Source organism: Chryseobacterium sp. Tr-659 (genome assembly GCF_011752975.1).
Lineage (GTDB): Bacteria > Bacteroidota > Bacteroidia > Flavobacteriales > Weeksellaceae > Chryseobacterium.
Genome location: NZ_VWWP01000001.1, coordinates 854,613 through 875,080, shown reverse-complemented (window position 1 = coordinate 875,080; position 20,468 = coordinate 854,613). Strand labels below are relative to the sequence as shown.

General features: G+C 37.2%; 22 protein-coding genes. 9 read left to right on the top strand and 13 right to left on the bottom strand.

What is annotated here, in order from left to right; all coding sequences use genetic code 11:
• Nucleotides 1-141: 141 nt before the first annotated feature.
• On the bottom strand, nt 142-660 hold the full coding sequence (locus F3J23_RS03855; protein ID WP_167024322.1) for a pyridoxamine 5'-phosphate oxidase family protein: 519 nt from the start codon (nt 658-660) through the stop codon (nt 142-144).
• A gap of 166 nt (nt 661-826) precedes the next feature.
• Between F3J23_RS03855 and ahcY the strand changes: the two genes are divergently transcribed.
• The 3 genes from ahcY (at nt 827) to yiaA (ending at nt 3,603) form a co-directional block, all read left to right on the top strand.
• Nucleotides 827-2,140, top strand: coding sequence for an adenosylhomocysteinase (gene ahcY / locus F3J23_RS03850; protein WP_167024320.1), 1,314 nt, complete (start codon nt 827-829; stop codon nt 2,138-2,140).
• 99 nt (nt 2,141-2,239) lie between these two features.
• Nucleotides 2,240-3,040 carry a hypothetical protein gene (locus F3J23_RS03845; RefSeq protein ID WP_167024317.1) on the top strand — a complete coding sequence of 267 codons (801 nt, stop codon included), beginning with the start codon at nt 2,240-2,242 and terminating at the stop codon, nt 3,038-3,040.
• Between the two features lie 170 nt (nt 3,041-3,210).
• A complete protein-coding gene (gene yiaA / locus F3J23_RS03840) occupies nt 3,211-3,603 on the top strand; it encodes an inner membrane protein YiaA (RefSeq protein WP_047098325.1) in 393 nt (130 codons plus the stop codon).
• A gap of 100 nt (nt 3,604-3,703) precedes the next feature.
• On the opposite strand, the gene F3J23_RS03835 is transcribed toward yiaA, so the two are convergent.
• Nucleotides 3,704-3,901, bottom strand: a complete 198-nt coding sequence (locus F3J23_RS03835; protein ID WP_167024314.1) for a hypothetical protein — start codon at nt 3,899-3,901, stop codon at nt 3,704-3,706.
• Between the two features lie 40 nt (nt 3,902-3,941).
• Here F3J23_RS03835 and F3J23_RS03830 point away from each other — a divergent pair, with 40 nt between their 5' ends.
• Nucleotides 3,942-4,340 (top strand): hypothetical protein, encoded by a 399-nt coding sequence (locus F3J23_RS03830; RefSeq protein ID WP_167024311.1) that lies wholly within the window; start codon nt 3,942-3,944, stop codon nt 4,338-4,340.
• A 74-nt stretch (nt 4,341-4,414) separates the two neighbouring features.
• Here F3J23_RS03830 and purE read toward each other — a convergent pair whose 3' ends face one another.
• Nucleotides 4,415-4,918, bottom strand: a complete 504-nt coding sequence (purE, locus tag F3J23_RS03825) for a 5-(carboxyamino)imidazole ribonucleotide mutase (protein ID WP_167024308.1) — start codon at nt 4,916-4,918, stop codon at nt 4,415-4,417.
• Between the two features lie 205 nt (nt 4,919-5,123).
• Here purE and F3J23_RS03820 point away from each other — a divergent pair, with 205 nt between their 5' ends.
• Nucleotides 5,124-6,029 (top strand): DMT family transporter, encoded by a 906-nt coding sequence (locus F3J23_RS03820; RefSeq protein WP_167024304.1) that lies wholly within the window; start codon nt 5,124-5,126, stop codon nt 6,027-6,029.
• A 39-nt stretch (nt 6,030-6,068) separates the two neighbouring features.
• Here F3J23_RS03820 and F3J23_RS03815 read toward each other — a convergent pair whose 3' ends face one another.
• Entirely contained in the window at nt 6,069-6,998 is a 930-nt protein-coding gene (locus F3J23_RS03815; RefSeq protein ID WP_167024301.1) for an alpha/beta hydrolase, read from the bottom strand.
• Nucleotides 6,999-7,151: 153 nt separating this feature from the next.
• On the opposite strand from F3J23_RS03815, the gene F3J23_RS03810 reads away from it, so the two are divergent.
• Both F3J23_RS03810 and F3J23_RS03805 read left to right on the top strand, forming a co-directional pair.
• Nucleotides 7,152-7,715, top strand: coding sequence for a hypothetical protein (locus tag F3J23_RS03810; RefSeq protein ID WP_167024298.1), 564 nt, complete (start codon nt 7,152-7,154; stop codon nt 7,713-7,715).
• 7 nt (nt 7,716-7,722) lie between these two features.
• Complete coding sequence (locus F3J23_RS03805) at nt 7,723-9,846, top strand: cation:proton antiporter (protein ID WP_167024295.1); 2,124 nt, start codon at nt 7,723-7,725, stop codon at nt 9,844-9,846.
• 194 nt (nt 9,847-10,040) lie between these two features.
• On the opposite strand, the gene F3J23_RS03800 is transcribed toward F3J23_RS03805, so the two are convergent.
• Nucleotides 10,041-11,153, bottom strand: a complete 1,113-nt coding sequence (locus F3J23_RS03800; RefSeq protein ID WP_167024291.1) for a 5-(carboxyamino)imidazole ribonucleotide synthase — start codon at nt 11,151-11,153, stop codon at nt 10,041-10,043.
• 24 nt (nt 11,154-11,177) lie between these two features.
• Nucleotides 11,178-11,729 carry a DUF1543 domain-containing protein gene (locus F3J23_RS03795; RefSeq protein WP_167024288.1) on the bottom strand — a complete coding sequence of 184 codons (552 nt, stop codon included), beginning with the start codon at nt 11,727-11,729 and terminating at the stop codon, nt 11,178-11,180.
• A 97-nt stretch (nt 11,730-11,826) separates the two neighbouring features.
• Here F3J23_RS03795 and F3J23_RS03790 point away from each other — a divergent pair, with 97 nt between their 5' ends.
• A complete protein-coding gene (locus F3J23_RS03790) occupies nt 11,827-12,657 on the top strand; it encodes a sulfite exporter TauE/SafE family protein (RefSeq protein WP_167024284.1) in 831 nt (276 codons plus the stop codon).
• On the top strand, nt 12,657-13,040 hold the full coding sequence (locus F3J23_RS03785; protein WP_167024281.1) for a DUF1634 domain-containing protein: 384 nt from the start codon (nt 12,657-12,659) through the stop codon (nt 13,038-13,040). Before F3J23_RS03790 ends, F3J23_RS03785 begins: the two co-directional genes overlap by 1 nt.
• A gap of 6 nt (nt 13,041-13,046) precedes the next feature.
• Here F3J23_RS03785 and F3J23_RS03780 read toward each other — a convergent pair whose 3' ends face one another.
• From F3J23_RS03780 to F3J23_RS03750, 7 genes are all read right to left on the bottom strand, one after another.
• Nucleotides 13,047-13,424 (bottom strand): VOC family protein, encoded by a 378-nt coding sequence (locus tag F3J23_RS03780; RefSeq protein WP_167024610.1) that lies wholly within the window; start codon nt 13,422-13,424, stop codon nt 13,047-13,049.
• A 34-nt stretch (nt 13,425-13,458) separates the two neighbouring features.
• Nucleotides 13,459-13,899 (bottom strand): nuclear transport factor 2 family protein, encoded by a 441-nt coding sequence (locus F3J23_RS03775; protein WP_167024278.1) that lies wholly within the window; start codon nt 13,897-13,899, stop codon nt 13,459-13,461.
• A 232-nt stretch (nt 13,900-14,131) separates the two neighbouring features.
• Nucleotides 14,132-15,190, bottom strand: coding sequence for a diphosphomevalonate/mevalonate 3,5-bisphosphate decarboxylase family protein (locus tag F3J23_RS03770; RefSeq protein WP_167024275.1), 1,059 nt, complete (start codon nt 15,188-15,190; stop codon nt 14,132-14,134).
• A gap of 132 nt (nt 15,191-15,322) precedes the next feature.
• A complete protein-coding gene (locus F3J23_RS03765; RefSeq protein ID WP_167024272.1) occupies nt 15,323-17,092 on the bottom strand; it encodes an AMP-dependent synthetase/ligase in 1,770 nt (589 codons plus the stop codon).
• Nucleotides 17,089-18,102: an NAD-dependent epimerase/dehydratase family protein gene (locus tag F3J23_RS03760; RefSeq protein ID WP_167024269.1), complete on the bottom strand. Its 1,014-nt coding sequence runs from the start codon at nt 18,100-18,102 to the stop codon at nt 17,089-17,091. The genes F3J23_RS03765 and F3J23_RS03760 overlap by 4 nt, the downstream gene beginning before the upstream one ends.
• A 399-nt stretch (nt 18,103-18,501) precedes the next feature.
• Nucleotides 18,502-19,506, bottom strand: a complete 1,005-nt coding sequence (locus tag F3J23_RS03755; RefSeq protein ID WP_167024264.1) for an MvdD family ATP-grasp ribosomal peptide maturase — start codon at nt 19,504-19,506, stop codon at nt 18,502-18,504.
• A complete protein-coding gene (locus F3J23_RS03750; RefSeq protein ID WP_167024261.1) occupies nt 19,499-20,455 on the bottom strand; it encodes an MvdC/MvdD family ATP grasp protein in 957 nt (318 codons plus the stop codon). The genes F3J23_RS03755 and F3J23_RS03750 overlap by 8 nt, the downstream gene beginning before the upstream one ends.
• Between the last annotated feature and the right edge of the window lie 13 nt (nt 20,456-20,468).

Genomic DNA, 20,468 nt, shown 5'->3' with positions numbered 1-20,468 from the left:
GAAGCCGGGAGCACGAAGAGAGAAGTTTATATTTGGTAATAAAAACAAAGCCCAACGTAGTTAGAAAACCTAATGAAAAGTCCTTATTCTCTTAGCTTAAAAGGTAGAACCTCCAGCTTCCCGCTCCCAGCTTCCTGCTTATTATTTAGACTGATGGTTCACATCGTTTCTGTGTTCTACAATTTCAAGATTCGCATCTACAAAATACGCACTCCCGAATCCGTTTACATAAGAGCCTCTTACAGGCTGTAAAGCAATAAGAATAAAATCTCCCATTCCGGAAATAACATCTACAACTTTACCATGCGTTTCTTTAAGCTTTGTAACGGCATTATTCCATGTCTCGGAATCTCTCTCTATCTGTGAGACCGATGTTTCAAGAGTAAGACGTTCACGGGCATAGATCTGCTTTGCGGCTGATTCATCTTCAATAAACATCACCGATGTTTTTCTTCCATCTGCAAGATTTTTGGTATGTTTTGCCATAAAAGATACCAGGATATAAAACGTATTCTCCATCTGTACAAAAGGAGCATAGCTGGAATTAGGATTTCCTTCCGCATCTGCAGTCGCTAAAATTACACTTTTTGTATTGGCAATCAGCTCATGTACTTTTGGAGTAATCGGCTTGGCTTTCTTCTCTGTATGGGTTTGATTCATAATGTATAATTTATCGGATAAAAGTAATTATTTAGATTAAGACTAAATAATTTTAACTTATGTTTAATCTCATAAAACCGAACTTGATTTCCGGTTTTTTTATCTTAATTATAAATCGTAATTTTGCCTTTCATTATCAATTGAATTTAAAAACTATTCATTACATATGAGTACTACAACACAATACGTTCCTTATAAAGTTAAGGATATCTCCCTTGCAGAATGGGGAAGAAAAGAAATTACCCTTGCAGAAGCAGAAATGCCAGGTTTGATGGCTATCCGTGAAGAGTACGGACCGTCTCAGCCGCTTAAAGGAGCAAGAATCGCAGGATGTCTTCACATGACGATCCAGACTGCTGTGCTTATCGAGACTTTGGTAGCACTGGGAGCTGAAGTTACATGGTCATCTTGTAATATTTTCTCTACTCAGGACCATGCTGCCGCTGCTATTGCTGCTGCAGGAATTCCGGTTTATGCCTGGAAAGGTTTAAACGAAGAGGAATTTGACTGGTGTATTGAGCAGACTTTATTCTTTGGTGAAGACAGAAAACCATTGAACATGATCCTTGATGACGGTGGAGATTTAACAAACATGGTTTTTGATAAATATCCTGAGTTCACAAAAGATATCAAAGGGCTTTCCGAAGAAACAACTACGGGAGTACACAGACTGTACGAAAGAATGAAAAACGGAACTTTAGTAATGCCTGCAATCAACGTAAACGATTCAGTTACTAAGTCTAAATTCGACAACAAATACGGATGTAAAGAATCTGCAGTAGATGCTGTAAGAAGAGCTACAGACGTAATGCTGGCAGGAAAAAGAGTAGTAGTTTGCGGATACGGAGACGTAGGTAAAGGTACTGCTGCTTCATTCAGAGGAGCTGGTTCTATTGTTACGGTTACTGAGATTGATCCAATCTGTGCGCTTCAGGCTGCAATGGATGGTTATGAAGTAAAAAGATTAGATACTGTTGTGGATAATGCAGATATTATCATTACTACAACCGGTAACTTCAACATCGTAAGAGGAGAACACTTCCTTAAAATGAAAGATAAGGCTATCGTTTGTAATATCGGTCACTTCGATAATGAAATCGATATGGCTTGGCTAAACCAAAATTACGGACAAACTAAATCTGAAGTAAAACCTCAGGTTGATATCTATACGATTGAAGGAAAAGAAGTGATCATCCTTGCAGAGGGAAGATTGGTGAACCTAGGTTGTGCTACAGGACACCCAAGTTTCGTAATGTCTAACTCTTTCTCTAACCAGACGTTAGCTCAGATCGAATTATGGAATAACGCTGCTGCGTATAAAAATGAAGTCTATATGCTTCCTAAGCACCTGGATGAAAAAGTAGCTGCTTTACACCTTAAGAAATTAAGCGTAGAGCTGGAAACTCTTTCTCCGGAGCAGGCTGAGTATATTGGAGTAGATGTAAAAGGGCCATTCAAGCCTGAATACTACAGATATTAAGATTCAACTCAAAATATGATATTATCCCACTATTTAGAAATAGTGGGATTTTTTATTTAAAAACACCCTGGCATTCTTTTTTTTGCAGGCAAAAAAAACATGAAAAACTACTTATTTCTGGGGTTAATGGGAACTACTCTATTCTTTAACAGCTGTAGCAGCAATGATGACACTGTAAATGAACCTGCACAAAAAAAATTATTATTAAGTAAGATTACAACTACTTACTATGATAATCCTACAAAACCTGAAACTTCTGTACAAAATCTGGAATATAATAACCAGGGAGAACTCATAAAAATGCAGTCAGAGGACAGAGTTTCCACTTTTGAGTACATCAATGGAAAACCTTCGAAGGTAAACTATTACAATACCAAACAAGTTTTAGAATATTCAACAGTTTTCTATTACAATGCGGATAAGCTGGTAAGCTGTAAAGCTGTTTACTCCAACCCAGATTATAACAGAAGTTCTACCTATACCTATGACTCAAATGGCAGGCTTACATCTTCTACCTTTTGCCAGTCTCCTGATTGTTCTAATCCTGGCAGTGAGACTTATAATTATAATGGAGATAATATATTAACTGGAACAAGAACAACAGGAGGAATGCTTAGTTTTACTTATAAAAGTGACTATTCCTATGATGATAAGCTCAGTCCGTTTACCAGTATGAACAAATATTTGAGAATCATGATAGGAGGAGCTTATATTCTAAGTAAAAATAATTATCTGATTGATAAATCAAGCCATAAAAATAGTGATGGCAGCTGGAGCCCTGGAGAAACTACTACATATAGTATTCAATATAATAGTTCCGGACTGCCTGTTCAGGTTATGGGTAAAGGAAGCGACGGGAACCTTTCCGTTCAATATAATTACGAATATATCACTCAATAATAGCAAGCTCTCCAATTCTGGAGAGTTTTTTTTGAATTTTTCCCAATAAATGATGAATTTTAGAAATCATTACATCTGTCTATTCAGTATTTTTCCCATATTTTACTTTCATTACGGCTCCATTTATAAAAAATGAATATCTTAGCCTTCCTAAATAAAACAGAAAATACATGAAAAAACAAAGAGTATCGAATGCATTCGTTGCTGCATCGTGGGTAGCCTTGGGAGCTGGAATGATTGGCTTTATTGTAGGTCTTGCAAGAGCAGAAATGCAGCTGAATGAGAAGGGATATTATTTCACCATCCTTCTTTATGGTTTATTTGCCGTTGTTTCTTTGCAAAAAGCTGTTCGTGACAGATTGGAAAACATCCAGGTGACAGATATTTATTATGGAATCTGCTGGTTTGCAACACTATCATCCATCGTATTATTGGCTATCGGGCTATGGAATGCAACAATCCTCCCGAGTGAAAAAGGTTTTTATGCATTTGCATTTTTACTGGCACTCTTCGGGGCTATTGCTGTTCAGAAAAATACAAGAGATAATATGCTACAGGAATAAAACAAAACTCTCCCATCCGGAGAGTTTTATTCTATAATCCTTTCTTCCTGCTGTATCAAAAAACGAAATTCATGGTATAAGAATATAGTTTATTATTGTTTCAATCATGGAATACATTACAAGACATTATGTTAAAGTCTAAAAAAAATTTCCCTGTATTATCTTCTGTAACTGCAAAAGGACTTACCATCATCTTAAGAATCTTTTTGCTGAGTCTCTTCATATTGATATTGGGTACACTGGCAGGCATGATTATTTTTTCTTTTTGGATAAAAGACATTGAAACTAAATTGATCATATTAGTTTTTTCAATACCTGTTCTCTGTTTTTTGATATGGATGGCTATAACAGAATATCACTCAAAGAAACCGAAATACACCCAGATACAGGTCGATGAAAAAGGACTGCATCATTCCGGTGAAAATATCCAGCCTATATCTCTTCTCTACGAATCACTTTTTGCCAATAATGAAGGCGGACTTTATGATGTATTATGGACAGACCGAGGATACTCTGAGGGAGATCTTGATCTTTATATTTTTACAAAAAACGAATCGGGTATTGTAAAAGCGATGCCTGTAAAATTTAAAACAACATCTCTGATACGCAATTCTAATGCTTTGTTAGCCCATTTTGTGAAAGGTATTATCTACTTCCGCCCGGATTTAAAGATAGATCCGGAAGTATTGGAACGGTATCATCTTTCTGAGTTAACAAAAGATAAAAATATGGAATGAAAATTCATAAACCGATACACACAAAAAACGCTCTATCATATGATAAAGCGTTTTTTTTTATACTTAGCAATATTTTATTGATCAAAATGATTGGGATGTTGTGCTTTGATGTCATCCACTGTTCCCAATACTTTATCTTTTAAAGAATCCTGGTATTTCTGAAGATTTTCCGCCACCATAGTATCTGCACTTCCTAAGATTTTTGCGGCTAAAATCCCAGCATTCAAAGCCCCGTTCAAAGCTACTGTAGCTACAGGAATACCACCCGGCATCTGAAGGATAGACAATACGGAATCCCAGCCGTCGATAGAATTACTTGATAAAATTGGAACTCCGATCACCGGAAGCGTAGTACAGCTGGCCACCATTCCCGGAAGATGTGCCGCGCCTCCTGCTCCTGCAATAATAACTTTCAATCCTCTTTCTTTAGCTGTTTTTGCATAATCGAACATTCTTTCCGGTGTTCTGTGTGCTGAAACTACGGTTAATTCATAAGGGATATCCAGACTTTTAAGAAAATTTGCAGCCTGTTCCATGATCGGCAGATCACTCTGACTGCCCATAATAATTCCTACCATCTTCAATTTTTATTAGATGTTCAAAGATAAAGAATTAAATTGTAAAGCCGGAGGCTTTGATGAAGAGCCCAATAACAAAAAAAGGAATTTCAACTTTCCTTTTTTATTATTCATTATCTTATCTGTATCATCGAAAATAGAACCAACTGTACCCATTATATTCATTTCAAAACAGCTAAATTTGGTTGTTAGACTCTGATTTACGTTGAAAGATTATAAACTTATTTTCGCAGTTCTCACGGTAGCTATTGTCTGGGGAACTACTTTTTTGGCCATCCGTGTGGCAGTGGAAACCATCCCCGCATGGTTTGTAGCAGGAATCCGCCAGTTTCTGGCTTCTGTTATTATGCTTTTTATTCTACTTTCAAAAAAAGAATTCAAATGGATTGGCTGGAAAAGCTTAGGGTATCAGATTATTTTTGCTTCTCTGATGCTGGTAATCGCCAACGGAATGACTACTGTAGCAGAAGAAACCGTATCGAGCAGCCTTGCATCACTGATCAGTGCCTGCTCCCCTATTCTTGTTTTCCTTGGAAGTGTGGCAGTCGGATTGCAGAAATTCAGCCTAAAAGCCCTTGCCGGTGTTCTGATGTGCTTCAGTGGAGTTCTTTTTATATTCTGGGACGGACTTGAAGATCTCGCTAATCCGAAGTACAGAATGGGAATGATCTTTTTATTCTGTGCGATTGCAGGATGGGCTTCCGGAACAATTTTCACTAAAAAATTAAATATTCAAAGCGGAAATATAACATTGAATCTGTTTTATCAGTTTTTGTTTGCAGGTATCGTTCAAATCCTCTTGGCATTTCTGTTTTCGGAAAATTATAATTTTGGAAACTGGACTGCAAAAAGTATTTCGGCCATGCTTTATCTTTCCATTTTTGGTTCTGTGGCCGCTTTTTTTGCCTTCCATTATGCTTTAACAAAAATTTCTCCTGTACAGGTTTCTATTCTGGCTTACATCAACACTATTATTGCCATATTTTTGGGCTGGCTGATTATGGATGAGCAGGTTTCCTTTAAATTCATTCTCGCAGCAGCGTTAATTATCTGTGGCGTTTTCATCATCAATTACAGACCGGAAATGTTTAAAAGACAAAAAGCAGAATAATGTACACTGATTTTCTTAAAGAGGATTACCCCTCAAAACCTAGTCTGCATTATTGTAAATCCCGTTGACCTTTAACCATTTTAGAAAGAGATCCGTCCATTCAACGGTATTAGTTCCTTTTTTTCCGAGCCCCCAGCCATGTCCTCCTGACTGAAATAAATGAAGTTCAACAGGTACCTTATTATTTTTCAATGCCTGATACATCAATATACTATTTTCTACGGGAGAAACCGGATCGTCTTCTGATTGGGCAAGAAAAGTGACAGGAGTTTGCGCATTTACCTGCTTTTCAACAGAAAGTTTCGTCTGATCTTGTGTATTAGAATTTTTTCCTAATAAGGATTTAAATGAATGAGTTATATTATTAGGCGGCAGCATTGATACTACCGGATAGATCATTGCTGTAAAATCAGGTTGAGCAGAAACCAAATCGATGTCGTCCTGAGGTGGATAATAAACGGTATTAAATGTAGAGGAAATATAGCCTGCAAGATGGCCGCCTGCCGAAAATCCGAGCACTCCGATTTTATCGGGGTTTATTTTATATTTTCCTGCATTTTTCCTGATAATTCGTAAGGCGCGCTGTGCATCCTGAAAAGGGACTGATCTGGTTGCCCAGTTTTCTTCCGGAAGCCTGTATTGAAGCTCAAAAGCCGTAATTCCCAGAGATTTCAGCCATTCTCCTGCAGGATATCCTTCGGATCCGGATTCAATATGAGCGTATCCGCCGCCGCTGATGACTAGAATCGCTATTCCGTTGGGAGTTTTGGGTTGATGAATAATAAGTTTTGGTGTGCTGATATGCGTAAGAGAACCTTTGGTGGAAGTGATTGTTTCACCACCTGGCCCTGGCCCATCAGGAATTTTAGTCCAAAGATAAATGGAAGGCAATTGATCTTGGTTTGAATATCCGTTTTGTGCAGAAAACAGATTATAGAAAAATAAAAGAAAGAGAAAAATATTTTTCATTTCATTCAATTTTAGTGCTAAAATAGCAGCAATAATCTTACCTAATCTATACAATTGTTTTTTAACTTATTAAAAATAATTAAAATCACATATATTCTGTAAAGATTTTATATTTCTTTCATTTTTCTTATATTGTATACTCAACTCATACTTATGCTTAAAAACACATTTTTTTTATTTCTGGCGGTCTCATTTCTTTTGGTAAGCTGTGATTACAAAGAGAAAGAAAAGAACCTTACAGACAGAGAAAAACAATTATTGGAGAAAGAAAAATTATTCGCTAAAAAAGAATCTGAATACCAGTCGCTCTTAAAAATGAGAGACAGTATTTTTTCCAAAAAAGATTCGGTGGTTATTGCAACATGGCCAACGGAAATCTCAGGCCCATGGAACGGAAAAGTGATCTGCACGGAATCCAATTGCAGTGATTACGTGGTAGGAGATCAACGTACAGACCTCTGGGAATTTGATAATGATTCTACCCAGCCTATTACCAAAATCATTAATAATAACAATCTGGTTAGGTTATATTCCGGAAAATTTGAAAATAACGAGATCAGGCTTTCTTTCAAAACAGATTCTACGGCTAAAAAAAATGTTGAGATGAGCGTTCTTCTGAATGACATTTCCGATAATAAAATCAAGGGAACAAGAACCGTTACTTCTGACGGCTGTACTGCCAAGTTCTCTGTTGAGTTAGTACGTTCTACAAAATAAAACACTTATGATCTTACTGAGTATACACAATCTGAGTCTTCCTATAGAAGATCCGGTACTGAAGTTCCTATTGGTATTGATAATTATTCTTGCTGCACCATTGCTTCTTAATAAAATAAAAGTTCCGCACTTACTGGGCCTTATCATTGCGGGAGCTATCATTGGCCCGAACGGATTCAATGTATTATCCAGAGACAGCAGTATTGTAGTAACAGGAACCACCGGGCTTCTATACATTATGTTCCTAGCCGGACTTGAGATTGACATGGGGGATTTTAAAAAGAACAAATGGAAAAGCCTCACTTTCGGTATCTATACGTTCACAGTTCCCTTCGTATTGGGCTATCTGGGAGGATATTACCTGCTTCACTTCTCTATGTTAACATCCATATTATTTGCCAGTCTTTTTTCTTCTCACACGCTTATTGCCTATCCATTGGTGAGCAAACTAGGAATTGCAAAAAATAAAGCGGTAAATATTACAGTTGGAGGCACCATGATAACCGATATTATGGCATTATTAGTACTGGCTGTGATTGTTGGAATGTCTCAGGGCGATGTAGGGACAGAATTCTGGGTTAAATTATCCGTTTCTTTTGTTGTTTTTGCGCTGATTGTACTGATTTTATTTCCAATTATAGGGCGTTGGTTCTTCAAAAGAGTGGATGATAAAATCTCACAGTATATTTTTGTATTGGTAATGATCTATCTGGCAGCGATGCTTGCTGAACTTGCGGGAGTGGAGGCCATTATCGGAGCATTCTTTGCCGGATTAGCTTTAAACAGGCTTATTCCGCATACTTCTTCCCTTATGAACCGGGTTGAATTTGTAGGAAACGCGATCTTCATTCCGTTTTTTCTGATCAGTGTAGGAATGCTGATCGATTTCAAAGTGTTTTTCAAAAGCTGGGAAACGTTGGAAGTTGCTGCCATTATGCTTGTAGCATCTATTGGCGGAAAATACATTTCTGCTGTTGCCACTCAAAAGACATTCAGACTGACCAAAGAAGAGGGAAAACTGATTTTCGGTTTAAGTTCTGCTTCGGCAGCGGCTACCCTGGCTTCAGTAATGGTAGGTTATAATATCATCCTTTCTGAAACTGAAACCGGAGAACCCATCAGATTACTGAATGAGCATGTACTGAACGGGAGTATCCTGCTGATCCTTATTTCGTGTACGATTTCGTCTTTCATCTCCATGTCCAGCGCGCAGAAAATTGCTGAGAGCGACAATGAAGATACTGTCTCAGGAAACAGTCATGAAGAAGAGAATATCCTTCTGGCCATCAATCATGAAGAGACAGTGGAAAGAATGGTAAATCTCGGAATTCTGATAAAAGCTCATTCCAATACAGAAGATCTTTTCGCTTTGAATGTCATTAATGAGGATAAGAATGAATCTTCGGTAAAGAATGCCGAAAAGCTTCTTCATCAGGCTGCTGATACTGCGGCCGCAGCCGATGTTAAATTGCAGGCTCTTAAGAGGTATGACAATGATGTGATTAATGGTGTCAACAATGTGATCAAAGAGCAAAAAATTACTGATCTTATCATAGGATTGGAGGATGAAAAAGGATTTTCTCCGTCTTTTGTTTATAATCTGTATAACGGCTATCTTCAGAATGACGATGTGAATGTACTGGTATATCATTCTGCTCAGCCGCTTTCCACCATTAAAACTTATGCAGTGATGATTCCTGAAAACGCTCATCAGGAAGCAGGATTCTTTCATGCATTGTTACGGGTATGGAATATTGCCAGAAACTCTGGTGCCACAGTTGTTTTTTATGCACCTGAAAATATTCTGGAGATTCTCCAGAAAATCATTAAAAAAGCCAATATTGAAGCTGAATTCATCATTATGAATACCTGGCAGGATGGCGAGAGAACTGCTGCTCAGCTGAAAGATGATGAAGCATTGATCATCCTGATGGCCAGACGCGGTATGAAATCCTACATTCCGAGAATGAGACTTATTCCTGAACTATTGAACAAGCATCTGAATGATAATAATTACCTTCTGATATTTCCTTTCTCCGAATATGATAAAAACAGTCCGGAAATACGTTCCGTAGGCAATCACGGAGATTTTGTAGAAATCGGAAATGTAATTCAGAAGATTTTTAAATAGAGTTTTTTTGTTGGAAGTCGGAAGATGGAAGAATGGGTGTTCAAAGTTCTTTATCTGTGAATAATAATTTTTCTGGGATATTTAAAGAACAGCTGAATAAATTTTAGGAGAGCCTATTAGCTAATTGGGGCACATAATATAAAAGGAGCTATTTTTTTAAACAGCTCCTTTTATATTATTTTAATTTTATATGATTACTCAGCAATTACTCTTACCATTCCTTTTACCATGACAAGTTTCTCCATAAGCTCTTCTCTGGAGTCTGCAAGAACATTAATATGCCCCATTTTTCTTCCGGGTTTGGTTTCTGCTTTACCGTATAAGTGGATGTAGGTTTCCGGCAATTTAAGCACTTCTTCCATCCCTTCATATACTACTTTTCCCGCGTATCCTTCTGCTCCTACAAGATTCAGCATTCCGCTGTAAGTGATAGCATCAGTATCTGCTAAAGGAAGGTTTTTTACCACACGGTACATCTGTTCAAACTGGGAATTGGTATTTCCTTCCTGGCTTTGGTGGCCTGAGTTATGAAGCCTTGGTGCGGTTTCATTCACCCATACTTTTCCTTCTTTATCCAGAAATAATTCGATAGCAAATAGCCCCGGGGAATTAACAGCGCTCAAAAATTTCTCAGTAATGGAATCAATCTGCTGCTGAACATCTTCTGTTAAAAGAACCGGACAAACATTAAAATCCAACAGATTAAGCTTAGGATCAGCTACCATTTCAGTCACCGGAAAGATATTGGTTTCTCCTTTTTCATTCCTCGCCACGATAACGGAAAGCTCTTTTTCTATATCTACCAGGCTTTCAATTACAGAAGCTTCCTTCCATAAATGCTGATAATCTTCTTCTGTTCTGATTACCTGTACTCCTTTCCCGTCATAACCTCCGGTATTCATTTTCTGAACAAAAGGCAGCGGCATCATAATTTTCTCATCACTGTTCCATACTACCTGAAATTCGGGGCTGGGGATATCGTGAGCTTTGTAAAATTCTTTCTGAAGGATTTTCTGCTGAATCGTTTTGATGATATTGGCATTGGGAACTACTCTTACTCCCTGTTTTTCAAGTTCTGCCAAAGCATCAGCATTTACATGTTCTATTTCAATGGTGACAACCTCTTTATCTTTTCCGAAATTTAAAACGGTATCATAATCATTAAAATTTCCCTGTGTAAAATACGAGATATTATGACATGGCGCATCAGAAGCGGGATCCAGAGTATAAAACTCATCATCATACTTCAGTGCACTTTGTATCAACATTCTTCCCAGCTGTCCGCCTCCCAGAATTCCTATTTTCATTTTTTATTTTTATTAGATTTATTCTTATTGGATTTTATCAATTTTTAAATATCCCAATCCCATCGGGTTTTCCTGGTGTTCAGCATCAGATTTTTTAAGAACAATAGAATACTTTTCTTTCATTTTTTCGGGAAGGATATCACTTACATTGAAAATATCATCAATATCCACTCCATGCTTATCATCAATATGGCTTACCGCTCCTTCGAATCCCATTGTCTGATAAAACTCGGTGGCTCTTGCTCTTTTTACAATCTCTCCCATTGACTCCCCTACCATCAGGTGCTGTTCATGAAATTCTTCAAAGAAACCAGGCTTGTAGCCTCCTAAATTGAGGAAAAACAGTTGGTTTCCTGATGATTTATCTCCTTTTTCTACGATCTCCACTTCATATCCGTCAGCGAATTTTACTTCCTGATAACAATCTAAATGAATCTTTCCTTCTGCTTCCTTCCAGAATTCTTTCATATCCGGAACAAGATCTTTAAGATTCTCAGCAATTCCGAAAAAAACGTCATGCTGCTCAATGTTTCTTCCTTTAGGGGTAGCCCCAAGGATTACATAAAATAATTTCATTTCATTTTTCATGCATACAAAAATACGTTAAATTTATCTTTTTCAAATGTTTGGCAGACTACCACAATAATTTTATATTTGTAGCATTAATTGTAGTATGTCAGAAATCATCATACTCTTCCTTGGCGCAATTTCCGCCGGTCTTTTAGGTTCACTTACGGGTTTAGGAGGAGGAGTTATTATCATTCCTTTATTAACGCTGGGTTTCGGCGTTCCAATGCATTATGCTATCGGTGCTTCACTTATTTCAGTGATCGGTACCTCTTCCGGTGCGGCCGTAGCTTTCGTAAAAGAAGGCTTTACGAATATGAGAGTCGGAATGTTTCTTGAAATAGCCACTACGGCGGGGGCCATTATTGGAGCCCTTGTTTCGGGAATGCTTAATCCGAATACCATCGGAATTATTTTTGCAAGTATTCTTCTTCTTACTGTTATTTTGAATCTTAAAGGGAAACCTGACCATCAGGAACCGTTGATCAAAGGCAGTCTTGAAGAAAAATTAAAACTTTACGGAACGTTTCCTGATAAAGGAGTACTGAAAAGTTATTCTGCAAGAAATACCGTTCCCGGATTTTTAATGATGATGTTTGCCGGTGCCATGTCCGGGCTTCTTGGAATAGGTTCTGGTGCGTTGAAAGTTTTGGCAATGGATAATATGATGAAGCTTCCTTTCAAGGTATCTACTACTACCAGTAACTTCATGATCGGAGTAACAGCAGTAGCCAGTGCATTGATCTACTTCCAGAGGGGTGAAATTATTCCTGTAATTGTAGCTCCTGTACTGATAGGTGTGGTTATAGGAAGTTTCATTGGGTCAAAGACATTAATGGTTTCAAAAACAAAAAAGCTAAAAGTATTTTTTGCCATTGTAATTACCATTCTTTCAGTCTATATGATGTATAACGGTATTAATAAAAGCTTCAGATAATGAAAAAGAATTTTACAGATGTTGATCTGAACCGTTCGGTAGGAAACCTGCTGAGATTAGGTGTTATTCTTTCTGTGGCCACTTCACTGATCGGTTTTGTTAAACTGTTTCTTGAAGGTTTTGAAATGCCTAAAAAGTACAGCAGTCTTAATGTGGGAACATCTTCTGAAAAAGTATGGGGACATTTCTGGACTTCTTTATGTAAGGGAGAAGGTTCTGCAATTATCCAACTGGGAATTCTTTTGCTGATCTTCACACCTTTAATGAGAATTGTTTTCGCTTTAATAGGCTATTTAAAAGAAAAAGACTACGTATATGTAGTCATTTCCTCAATTGTTTTAACGATCATGGCGATAAGCTTTTTTGCAGGCTACGCTCACTAATTTTTTTTACATTTCATAAAATTCCAGCGGAAGCTGATCAGGATCCTGGGTAAAGAAAAATTCTTTTCCTGTGAATTCATCTATCCGTATTTCTTCGCATTCTAAACCCTTTGTGATAAGTTCTGCTCTTTTTTCTGTTACATTTTCAACAGAGAACGCCAGATGCCTTAAACCGCATGCTTCCGGCCGGGAAGGTCTCTTTGGAGGTTCGGGGAAAGAAAAAAGTTCAATCACATAGTGATCTCCGATGGCGAGATCAAGCTTATAGGATTGTCTTTCTTCACGATATACTTCCCGAATAATCTTCAGGTCCAGAACTTCTGTATAAAACTTCTTTGAAACATTATAATCTGAGCAGATAATGGCAATATGATGGATCTTCATTTTCATTTCTTTAAATTGTTGTATATCTACATTATTATTTCACTTCTTTACAATTTTCTTTTCTTCTGGTATCGATGATATATTGGATTTTCCATTCCTTATTTTGTTTTACCAACTGAAAGCTGTTGGCTCCGCAATGTGAAAGTTTTCCCTTTAAATAAAAAGAATAGGGAGTGAAAACACTTGCCAGATCTCCGTCTGTATGAATAGCTTCTACTGTTATTCTTTCATCCAGATCGCCCTTTGAAAATTTAGAAACTGAGGTAATGAAATCCTGGATACTATCACTTTTTACGGAACCATCTTTGGTAATCGTCTGAAGAACGGCATTTTCAGCAAAAGCTGATTTTACCAGTTCAGGATCGGCATTTTTCATACCCAAGAATAGGTTTCGGATAGGTTTTTCAATTTCCTGATTCTTCTGCCCGAAACAGAAAGTACTGAACAAAAGAATAAGTATTGTTATTTTATTCATAGTATTGATTTATAAGGTTATTTCTGATGAATAAAAATAGGAAAAATGAATCCAACATACTCAACATATAACAACTTTATATAGATGGCTACGGAATGACAAAACACTTACATCAAACAACAACAAAAATGATACGGATAATTATTATTACGTTATCGAAATCTACACTCCTTTGTCTTTGCTTCTTTATACTAAAAAAAGTGGGCTAAAGCCCACTCTTATTGAATATTTTTTAAAATCTCATTATATCCTTTACTACACCGTTCTTTTGTGTATGCTGCAATAATTCAGCTTCTATAAAGGTTTTGATTTTGTCCTCGGAACCATTATTTGGAAATAAAAGGTGAACGTTGGCTCCTGCATCTAAAGTAAAGAAAAGCGGTAATCCGGTATCTTTTCTGAAGTCCCAGATTTTATTAATCACCTCCAATGTTCCGGTTTTCATCAGAATAAAAGCAGGATCGCTCATCATCATCATGGCATGGAGCGTAAGTGCTTCATGTTCTACCAGCTTGATAAAACTTTCCATATCCCCACTCTTCAGAATTTCTTTCATTGGAACAAAGTTTTCTCTTGCTTCCTGAAATCTTCTTTCTGCATAAGGATTGGTCTTCATAAGGCCATGTCCTACTGTTGAAGAAACACTTTTCTGCCCTTCATGGATCAAAAGTACCCAGTCATTGAAATTCTTGAAAATATCATGAATTTCAGTATCCGGATATTGTACCGCGAATATATCTGAACTTCCATCAACCTCATCAGTTACTCCCCAAACTATAAGCCCATTGTAAAGGCTTCTGCATGCGCTTCCGCTTCCTAATCTTGCTAAAAAAGAAGCTTTTCTTAAAGACTCTTCAGATGAGGATTTCCCTGTAAATGAAGTATCTAATGTCATCAGACATTTAGCAATTGCTCCAAATCCAGAAGCTGAGCTGGCTATCCCCGAACTGTGCGGAAATGTATTTTCTGTTCTGATTATATATTTTCCTTTGAGAATCCATGGAAGGTACTGCTCTATATTTCTGAAATATTTTTCAATTTTCTCAGCAAACTTCACTTCCTCATTTCCTGACAGGAATGTCTGTACAGAAAATGGTTCATCTGCTGTAAACTCCATTGATGTATTGGTTTTACAATGGGTTAAGGTATAGCTGATACTTGGGTTAGCAGGAATCTGATTGTCATATTTCCCCCAGTATTTGATCAGGGCAATATTAGACGGGCAGCTTTCTGAAACTGTTTGTGTATGAATCGTAAAATTTTCTTTTCCTATAAATTCTTGTGTCGTCATAGTTTAATTTAAGTGATAAATTCTTAACCAACCCCGGGAAAATTCTTTGAATTTTTACCAACCCTCCGAAGGGAGAATTCCACGTCTTCAATTGTGATATTCGTGAAAATGGTAACAGGGGATCAAGATCTCTTAGTACATCTTTTCTATAATATCTGCATATTTTTTGATCACCACATTTCTTTTCACTTTCAGTGTAGGCGTAATTTCTCCTGTATTGATATCAAATTCAGCCGGCATCAGTGTGAATTTTTTCACTTTCTCATAGTCGGCAAGGTGGTTTTGCAATTCTTTGATCTTTTCTTTATAAAGGCTGATCACCTTCTCATGTTTAACAATCTCTTCCCAATTGGTAAAAGGGATATTATTCTTTTTGATATAATCCTGCAGAAATTCAAAATTAGGAACAATCAGTGCTGAAACAAATTGTCTTCCTTCCGCAATCAGCATAATCTGTTGAATAAAATTGTTATTGGTCAAAAGATTTTCGATCTGCTGCGGGGCAATATATTTTCCATTGGAGGTCTTCATCAGATCTTTGATGCGGTCTGTAATGATCAGATTACCTTTGTCATCGAATTTTCCTGCATCACCGGTTTTAAACCATCCATCCTCTGTAAATACTTTTTGAGTTTCTTCAGGTTTATTGTAATATCCTTTCATGATACCGTTTCCTCTGGCCTGGATTTCATCATTCTCCCCGATACGCATTTCAACGCCTGGTAAAGGTTTTCCGCTGGTTCCGTGTTCAAAATGAGTGAGAGGGAAAAGCGTTAATGTTGCCGTGGTTTCTGTTAATCCGTAGCCAACAGTCACATGAATTCCTACTGACTCAAAGAACCTGGTGACTTCCGGTGACAATGATGCTCCTCCACAAGGTAAAAACCAAAGTCGGCCTCCCATTTTTTCTTTAATCTTACTAAAGACCAGCCTATCTGCAATGGATTCTTTGAACTTCAATCCAAAAGGAACCTGCTTTTCATTTCTTCTCAATTCTGCAGTTTCCCATCCTGTTTTCAGGGCCCAGTCGAATATCTTTTTCTTTAAGGAAGAACCTTCTTCAGCCTTTTCCAGCACTCCGGCATATACTTTCTGGAAAAACCTCGGTACCGCGCACATGGCTGTAGGTTTTACTTCTTCCAGTGCTTTGGCAACATTTTTTGGATCTTCAAGAAAATACACCCTTGCTCCTCCATATAAACAAAGCAAACTCCAGCTTCTTTCGAAAACATGACTTAATGGTAAAAATGCCAATGAAAGCTCTTCTTCGAAATTTTTGAACTTAAAAAATTCAAAATGAGAATCAAAAGCTTTGATAAAGTTCCCGTGGGTAAGCATTACTCCTTTTGGTGTTCCTGTAGTTCCGGAAGTATAAATCAACGTTGCTGTATCTTCGTTTTCTTTCTTAGAGATTTCCAGTTCTGGAGATGCTTTCGCAATAAAATCTTCAAGATAAAAACTATTGAATTCTTTCTTGATCCACACTGCCTTTTTAGAAACAATGATGGTTTCAAGATTATTTTCTTCTTTATGTAAAAGCTCAAGACAAGCATCATATTGTACCTGATTTCCAGCCAAAACAACTTTTGCTCCGGAATCATTAATGATATATTCAGCCTGTTCTGCATTATTTGTTGAGTAAATTGGAACCGTAACAGCCCCGATTGACAACCCTGCCAGATCAAAGATCATCCACTCGGAAGAATTATCCGAATAAATGGCCACTCTGTCATTTTCCTGAACCCCTGCTTCTTTCAGCGCATTGGCTGTTTTAAAAATAATTTCACTGAATTTTTTCCAGCTCAGCTCTTTCCAGGCTGCATCTTTCTTTTTAAAACCGATTGCCGCTTTTAAAGGATGTTTTTCTACATTTTTAAGGATAATTGCCTCTGCAAGATTCATTTCTTCAGCTTTTTGTCGTTAATATAATTATTCAGGTGAAAGTCTATACTTTCTTTTACAGGAATGAACTGGTAATTCAGTTTTTCTTTGACTTTGTGATTGGAAATGGTGTTGAATGAGGATATGGCCTCAATATTTGATTTGGTAACCATTCTCAGTTTCGGAATCAGCCACCCTAAAAGAGTATTGGCTATTCTTCCGATATTTAATATAGATTGTGAAAGAATTCTGGCCTCTTTAAGCCCCAAGCGGGTTCTCACCTGTTTTGCCAGGTCGGCATATCGGTTATTTTCAGCAACAATAATAAAACGTTCTCCGAAAATATTATTTTCCATTAATTCGATGGCGGTTTTCGCAACATCTCTTACATCTACATAAGCAGAACCACCGGCAAAAGTAAAACTATTGTCTTCAAAGGTGGAGAAAAGCTCTCCGCTGCTTTGAGTCCAGTTTCCACTTCCAACAATCATTCCTGGATTGATGATAACTACATTCAGTCCTTCGGCTGAAGCTCTCCACGCTTCCATTTCAGACAAATGCTTTGAAATGGCATAAGCGGAATGTTCCAATTTAGGATTAAAATCAGAACCTTCATCCAATTCTCCTTTTTCATTGAAATTATCAAGAACAGCTACCGAACTTACGTGAAGAAACTTTTTCACATCAGATCCTTCACAGGCAAATAATATATTTTCTGTACCTTTAATGTTGGTGCGGTACATTTCCTTTTCATCTTTGGGATGAAAACTTACTTTTGCGGCACAGTGATACACTTCCTCTACTCCTTTCAGAGCATCTTTTAAAGAATCGAGATCATCAAAATCTACGTTTACCCATTCAATTTTATTGAAAAAATCATCAGGATTATCCGTATAAAAGCTGTATGAATGCCTTACTTCGTTTAAATTGCTGCCCGGTCTTTTGGAAGCACGTACACTTTTACCTCTTTTAAGAAGCTCCAGCACAATTATTCTTCCCAGAATTCCGGTTGCACCCGTTACAAAAACCATTAATTATTTTACTTGATTGCTGACTAAAATATGACAATATTTTCTATCCGGCAATTCTTCAGGTTCCTGCAAAAGTTTCCTTGAAAAACTGCTTTTGCAAATTTGCGATTTTTAAAGCATAATTCCACTGAATTTAACCAATATTATCATTCAGAAAAGAACAAACATGGAAAATTTTAATTGTAAGTTATCCATTTCTTAAGTGGTAATCAATTTTCAGAATTTAATATAAGAAAAAGACTCCTAAATCCTTAAAACTCATCTATTTTGAAGAAAATTACAATTGAAGACATGGAATTTCCTTCCTCCAGCGGGATCGTTCATCTCTTACTCATCTAAAATTAAAAGTCCTGAAAGCTTTACATTCTTTCAGGACCTCTATGATTAAAAAGCTCTTTTTTAAGCCATTACCATATTATTTCTTCTTGGTGCTTTATCACAAAGAACGTCTGCGATACTTTTGGAAATAAGATTTTCTTCCGTAAGATTATCCAGCCAGAAGAATTCTCCTGCCGCATTAATCTCAATGAAGTAGTATTCATCTTCAGGAGACACAATCATATCTATAGCTCCATAATCTACATGATAAACATCCAGAAGTTCAAGCAGTTTTGCTTCTACATCTGACGGCAGCTCTACCCTGTTCCATTTATCGATCAGATTGACACCGTCTTTTCTCCAGTCTATTTTGGCATCTTCATATTTTTGAGAGTCGATTTCAAATGCGTATACATCTCTTCCTACAATGGTAATCCGAAGTTCTTTTTTCTTCTGGATCATCTGCTGAAACTGCATCGGGCAATACAGAAGTGAATCCAGCTCTTCAAGTTTATCTTCATTCACAACGTTCGTGAACACTACGCTTTCCACTCCATCTTCATAGATTGCAAAACCGGTCTGCATTTTAGCAACTACATTCTGGTGTTTTACAATAAATTTCCTTGCCTCTTCGGGATTATTGGTAAGACATGTTGCGGGAATCGTCAGCCCTAATTTATCAGCTATTTTAAGCTGTTCTTCCTTACTGTCGAGCCTCCTGTAAACACTTGGTTTTCCTAATGAATATGCATCTACTGATTCAAAGAAGCCGAATAATGTATTACGGATTTCTCCCATTGCGGCTCCATAGAACTTGGAATCCATTTCTTCTTTCAGGCCTTTTCCGATATTGTAAGCTCTTCTGTACCAGATCGCAGAAATATCATCCAGGCGATGTTTGGCTTCCGGAGTTTCAAGAATACTGATCCATTCTCCATCCTGGAAAACAGTGGACAGTTTGTTATGCAGCGGGTATTGGTCAACATTAAAACGAATGACCTCACAGTTATTTTTCTCAATGTATCCGGTTACTTTTTCAATAGAAAAATTATCTGCGGTGTGAGTTATAATTAAAATTTTATTCATGGAAATTGATTCTTTTGATAAGATTGTCGGCAATTCTTTCTGCAATGGGAAACCCAAGTTCTTTCTGCAGCATTCCCCATTCTCCCTGCGGATTGACTTCAAGGAAATAATATTCTCCGTCTTTTCCTTTTATCATATCAATAGCTCCGATATACAGTCCCATTTCTTTCATCATGGAAGCAAGGCTTATTTTAATATGATCAGGCAGCTCATATGCCAACCAGAAATAGCCTTCGCGGGCCAGTCTCCAATCTGCATTTTCACTGTTATTGATCTTACCTGTAAAGAATTCGCCGTCTATATAAACAATTCTCAATTCATATTCTTTGTCTATATAAGGCTGGAAAATCATCGGGCAATACACAATATCTGCAAGGTGTTCAAGAGAGTCTTCTTCAATAATGGTAGTGGAGATCATATTTTCGCCACTCATTGTTTTTGCCGTTACGCCGTGAAGCTTGGCAATAGCTTTTCCTTTGCAGTATTGATGAAAAAAAGCGGTTACCTGCTCTTCGTCGTTTGAAAAAATAGTTTTAGGAATCGTTAAATTATTTCTTTGTGCTATTTTAAGCTGGAGCATTTTATTCCCGTCTATCTTTTTTTCATTTTCATAGGGATTGATCCATGGCAGATCTTCCAATGCGGTCAGCAGATTATATCTGAGACTTCCATATTCTTTCAGAAAGATCTTCTCATAATCTTCATCCAATTCTTCAGGGACACTTATTCTCCAGGCTTTTCTATGCCATATTCCTTTGATATTTTCAGAACGAATCGTATTTCCATACTCATCGGTTAATTCAAATGAATCTTCATTCATACTTATCTTCTGAAGGTGATTCAGACGGTCAGAATTCAATCTGAAATAAGGGATATTTTTGGAGGCAAGGTAGTCGAAAAATATATCGATATTATAAAAATCCTGTGAGTGGGTGATGCAGAGAATCATTTGCCGGTGTTTA

Bases quoted from the DNA above. Each gene is read 5' to 3' on its own strand.
- F3J23_RS03855 (WP_167024322.1), bottom strand. From the start codon at position 660: ATGAATCAAACCCATACAGAGAAGAAAGCCAAGCCGATTACTCCAAAA.
- ahcY (WP_167024320.1), top strand. From the start codon at position 827: ATGAGTACTACAACACAATACGTTCCTTATAAAGTTAAGGATATCTCC.
- F3J23_RS03845 (WP_167024317.1), top strand. From the start codon at position 2,240: ATGAAAAACTACTTATTTCTGGGGTTAATGGGAACTACTCTATTCTTT.
- yiaA (WP_047098325.1), top strand. From the start codon at position 3,211: ATGAAAAAACAAAGAGTATCGAATGCATTCGTTGCTGCATCGTGGGTA.
- F3J23_RS03835 (WP_167024314.1), bottom strand. From the start codon at position 3,901: ATGATCAATTTAGTTTCAATGTCTTTTATCCAAAAAGAAAAAATAATC.
- F3J23_RS03830 (WP_167024311.1), top strand. From the start codon at position 3,942: ATGGCTATAACAGAATATCACTCAAAGAAACCGAAATACACCCAGATA.
- purE (WP_167024308.1), bottom strand. From the start codon at position 4,918: ATGGTAGGAATTATTATGGGCAGTCAGAGTGATCTGCCGATCATGGAA.
- F3J23_RS03815 (WP_167024301.1), bottom strand. From the start codon at position 6,998: ATGAAAAATATTTTTCTCTTTCTTTTATTTTTCTATAATCTGTTTTCT.
- F3J23_RS03810 (WP_167024298.1), top strand. From the start codon at position 7,152: ATGCTTAAAAACACATTTTTTTTATTTCTGGCGGTCTCATTTCTTTTG.
- F3J23_RS03805 (WP_167024295.1), top strand. From the start codon at position 7,723: ATGATCTTACTGAGTATACACAATCTGAGTCTTCCTATAGAAGATCCG.
- F3J23_RS03800 (WP_167024291.1), bottom strand. From the start codon at position 11,153: ATGAAAATAGGAATTCTGGGAGGCGGACAGCTGGGAAGAATGTTGATA.
- F3J23_RS03795 (WP_167024288.1), bottom strand. From the start codon at position 11,729: ATGAAATTATTTTATGTAATCCTTGGGGCTACCCCTAAAGGAAGAAAC.
- F3J23_RS03790 (WP_167024284.1), top strand. From the start codon at position 11,827: ATGTCAGAAATCATCATACTCTTCCTTGGCGCAATTTCCGCCGGTCTT.
- F3J23_RS03785 (WP_167024281.1), top strand. From the start codon at position 12,657: ATGAAAAAGAATTTTACAGATGTTGATCTGAACCGTTCGGTAGGAAAC.
- F3J23_RS03780 (WP_167024610.1), bottom strand. From the start codon at position 13,424: ATGAAGATCCATCATATTGCCATTATCTGCTCAGATTATAATGTTTCA.
- F3J23_RS03775 (WP_167024278.1), bottom strand. From the start codon at position 13,899: ATGAATAAAATAACAATACTTATTCTTTTGTTCAGTACTTTCTGTTTC.
- F3J23_RS03770 (WP_167024275.1), bottom strand. From the start codon at position 15,190: ATGACGACACAAGAATTTATAGGAAAAGAAAATTTTACGATTCATACA.
- F3J23_RS03765 (WP_167024272.1), bottom strand. From the start codon at position 17,092: ATGAATCTTGCAGAGGCAATTATCCTTAAAAATGTAGAAAAACATCCT.
- F3J23_RS03760 (WP_167024269.1), bottom strand. From the start codon at position 18,102: ATGGTTTTTGTAACGGGTGCAACCGGAATTCTGGGAAGAATAATTGTG.
- F3J23_RS03755 (WP_167024264.1), bottom strand. From the start codon at position 19,506: ATGAATAAAATTTTAATTATAACTCACACCGCAGATAATTTTTCTATT.
- F3J23_RS03750 (WP_167024261.1), bottom strand. From the start codon at position 20,455: ATGATTCTCTGCATCACCCACTCACAGGATTTTTATAATATCGATATA.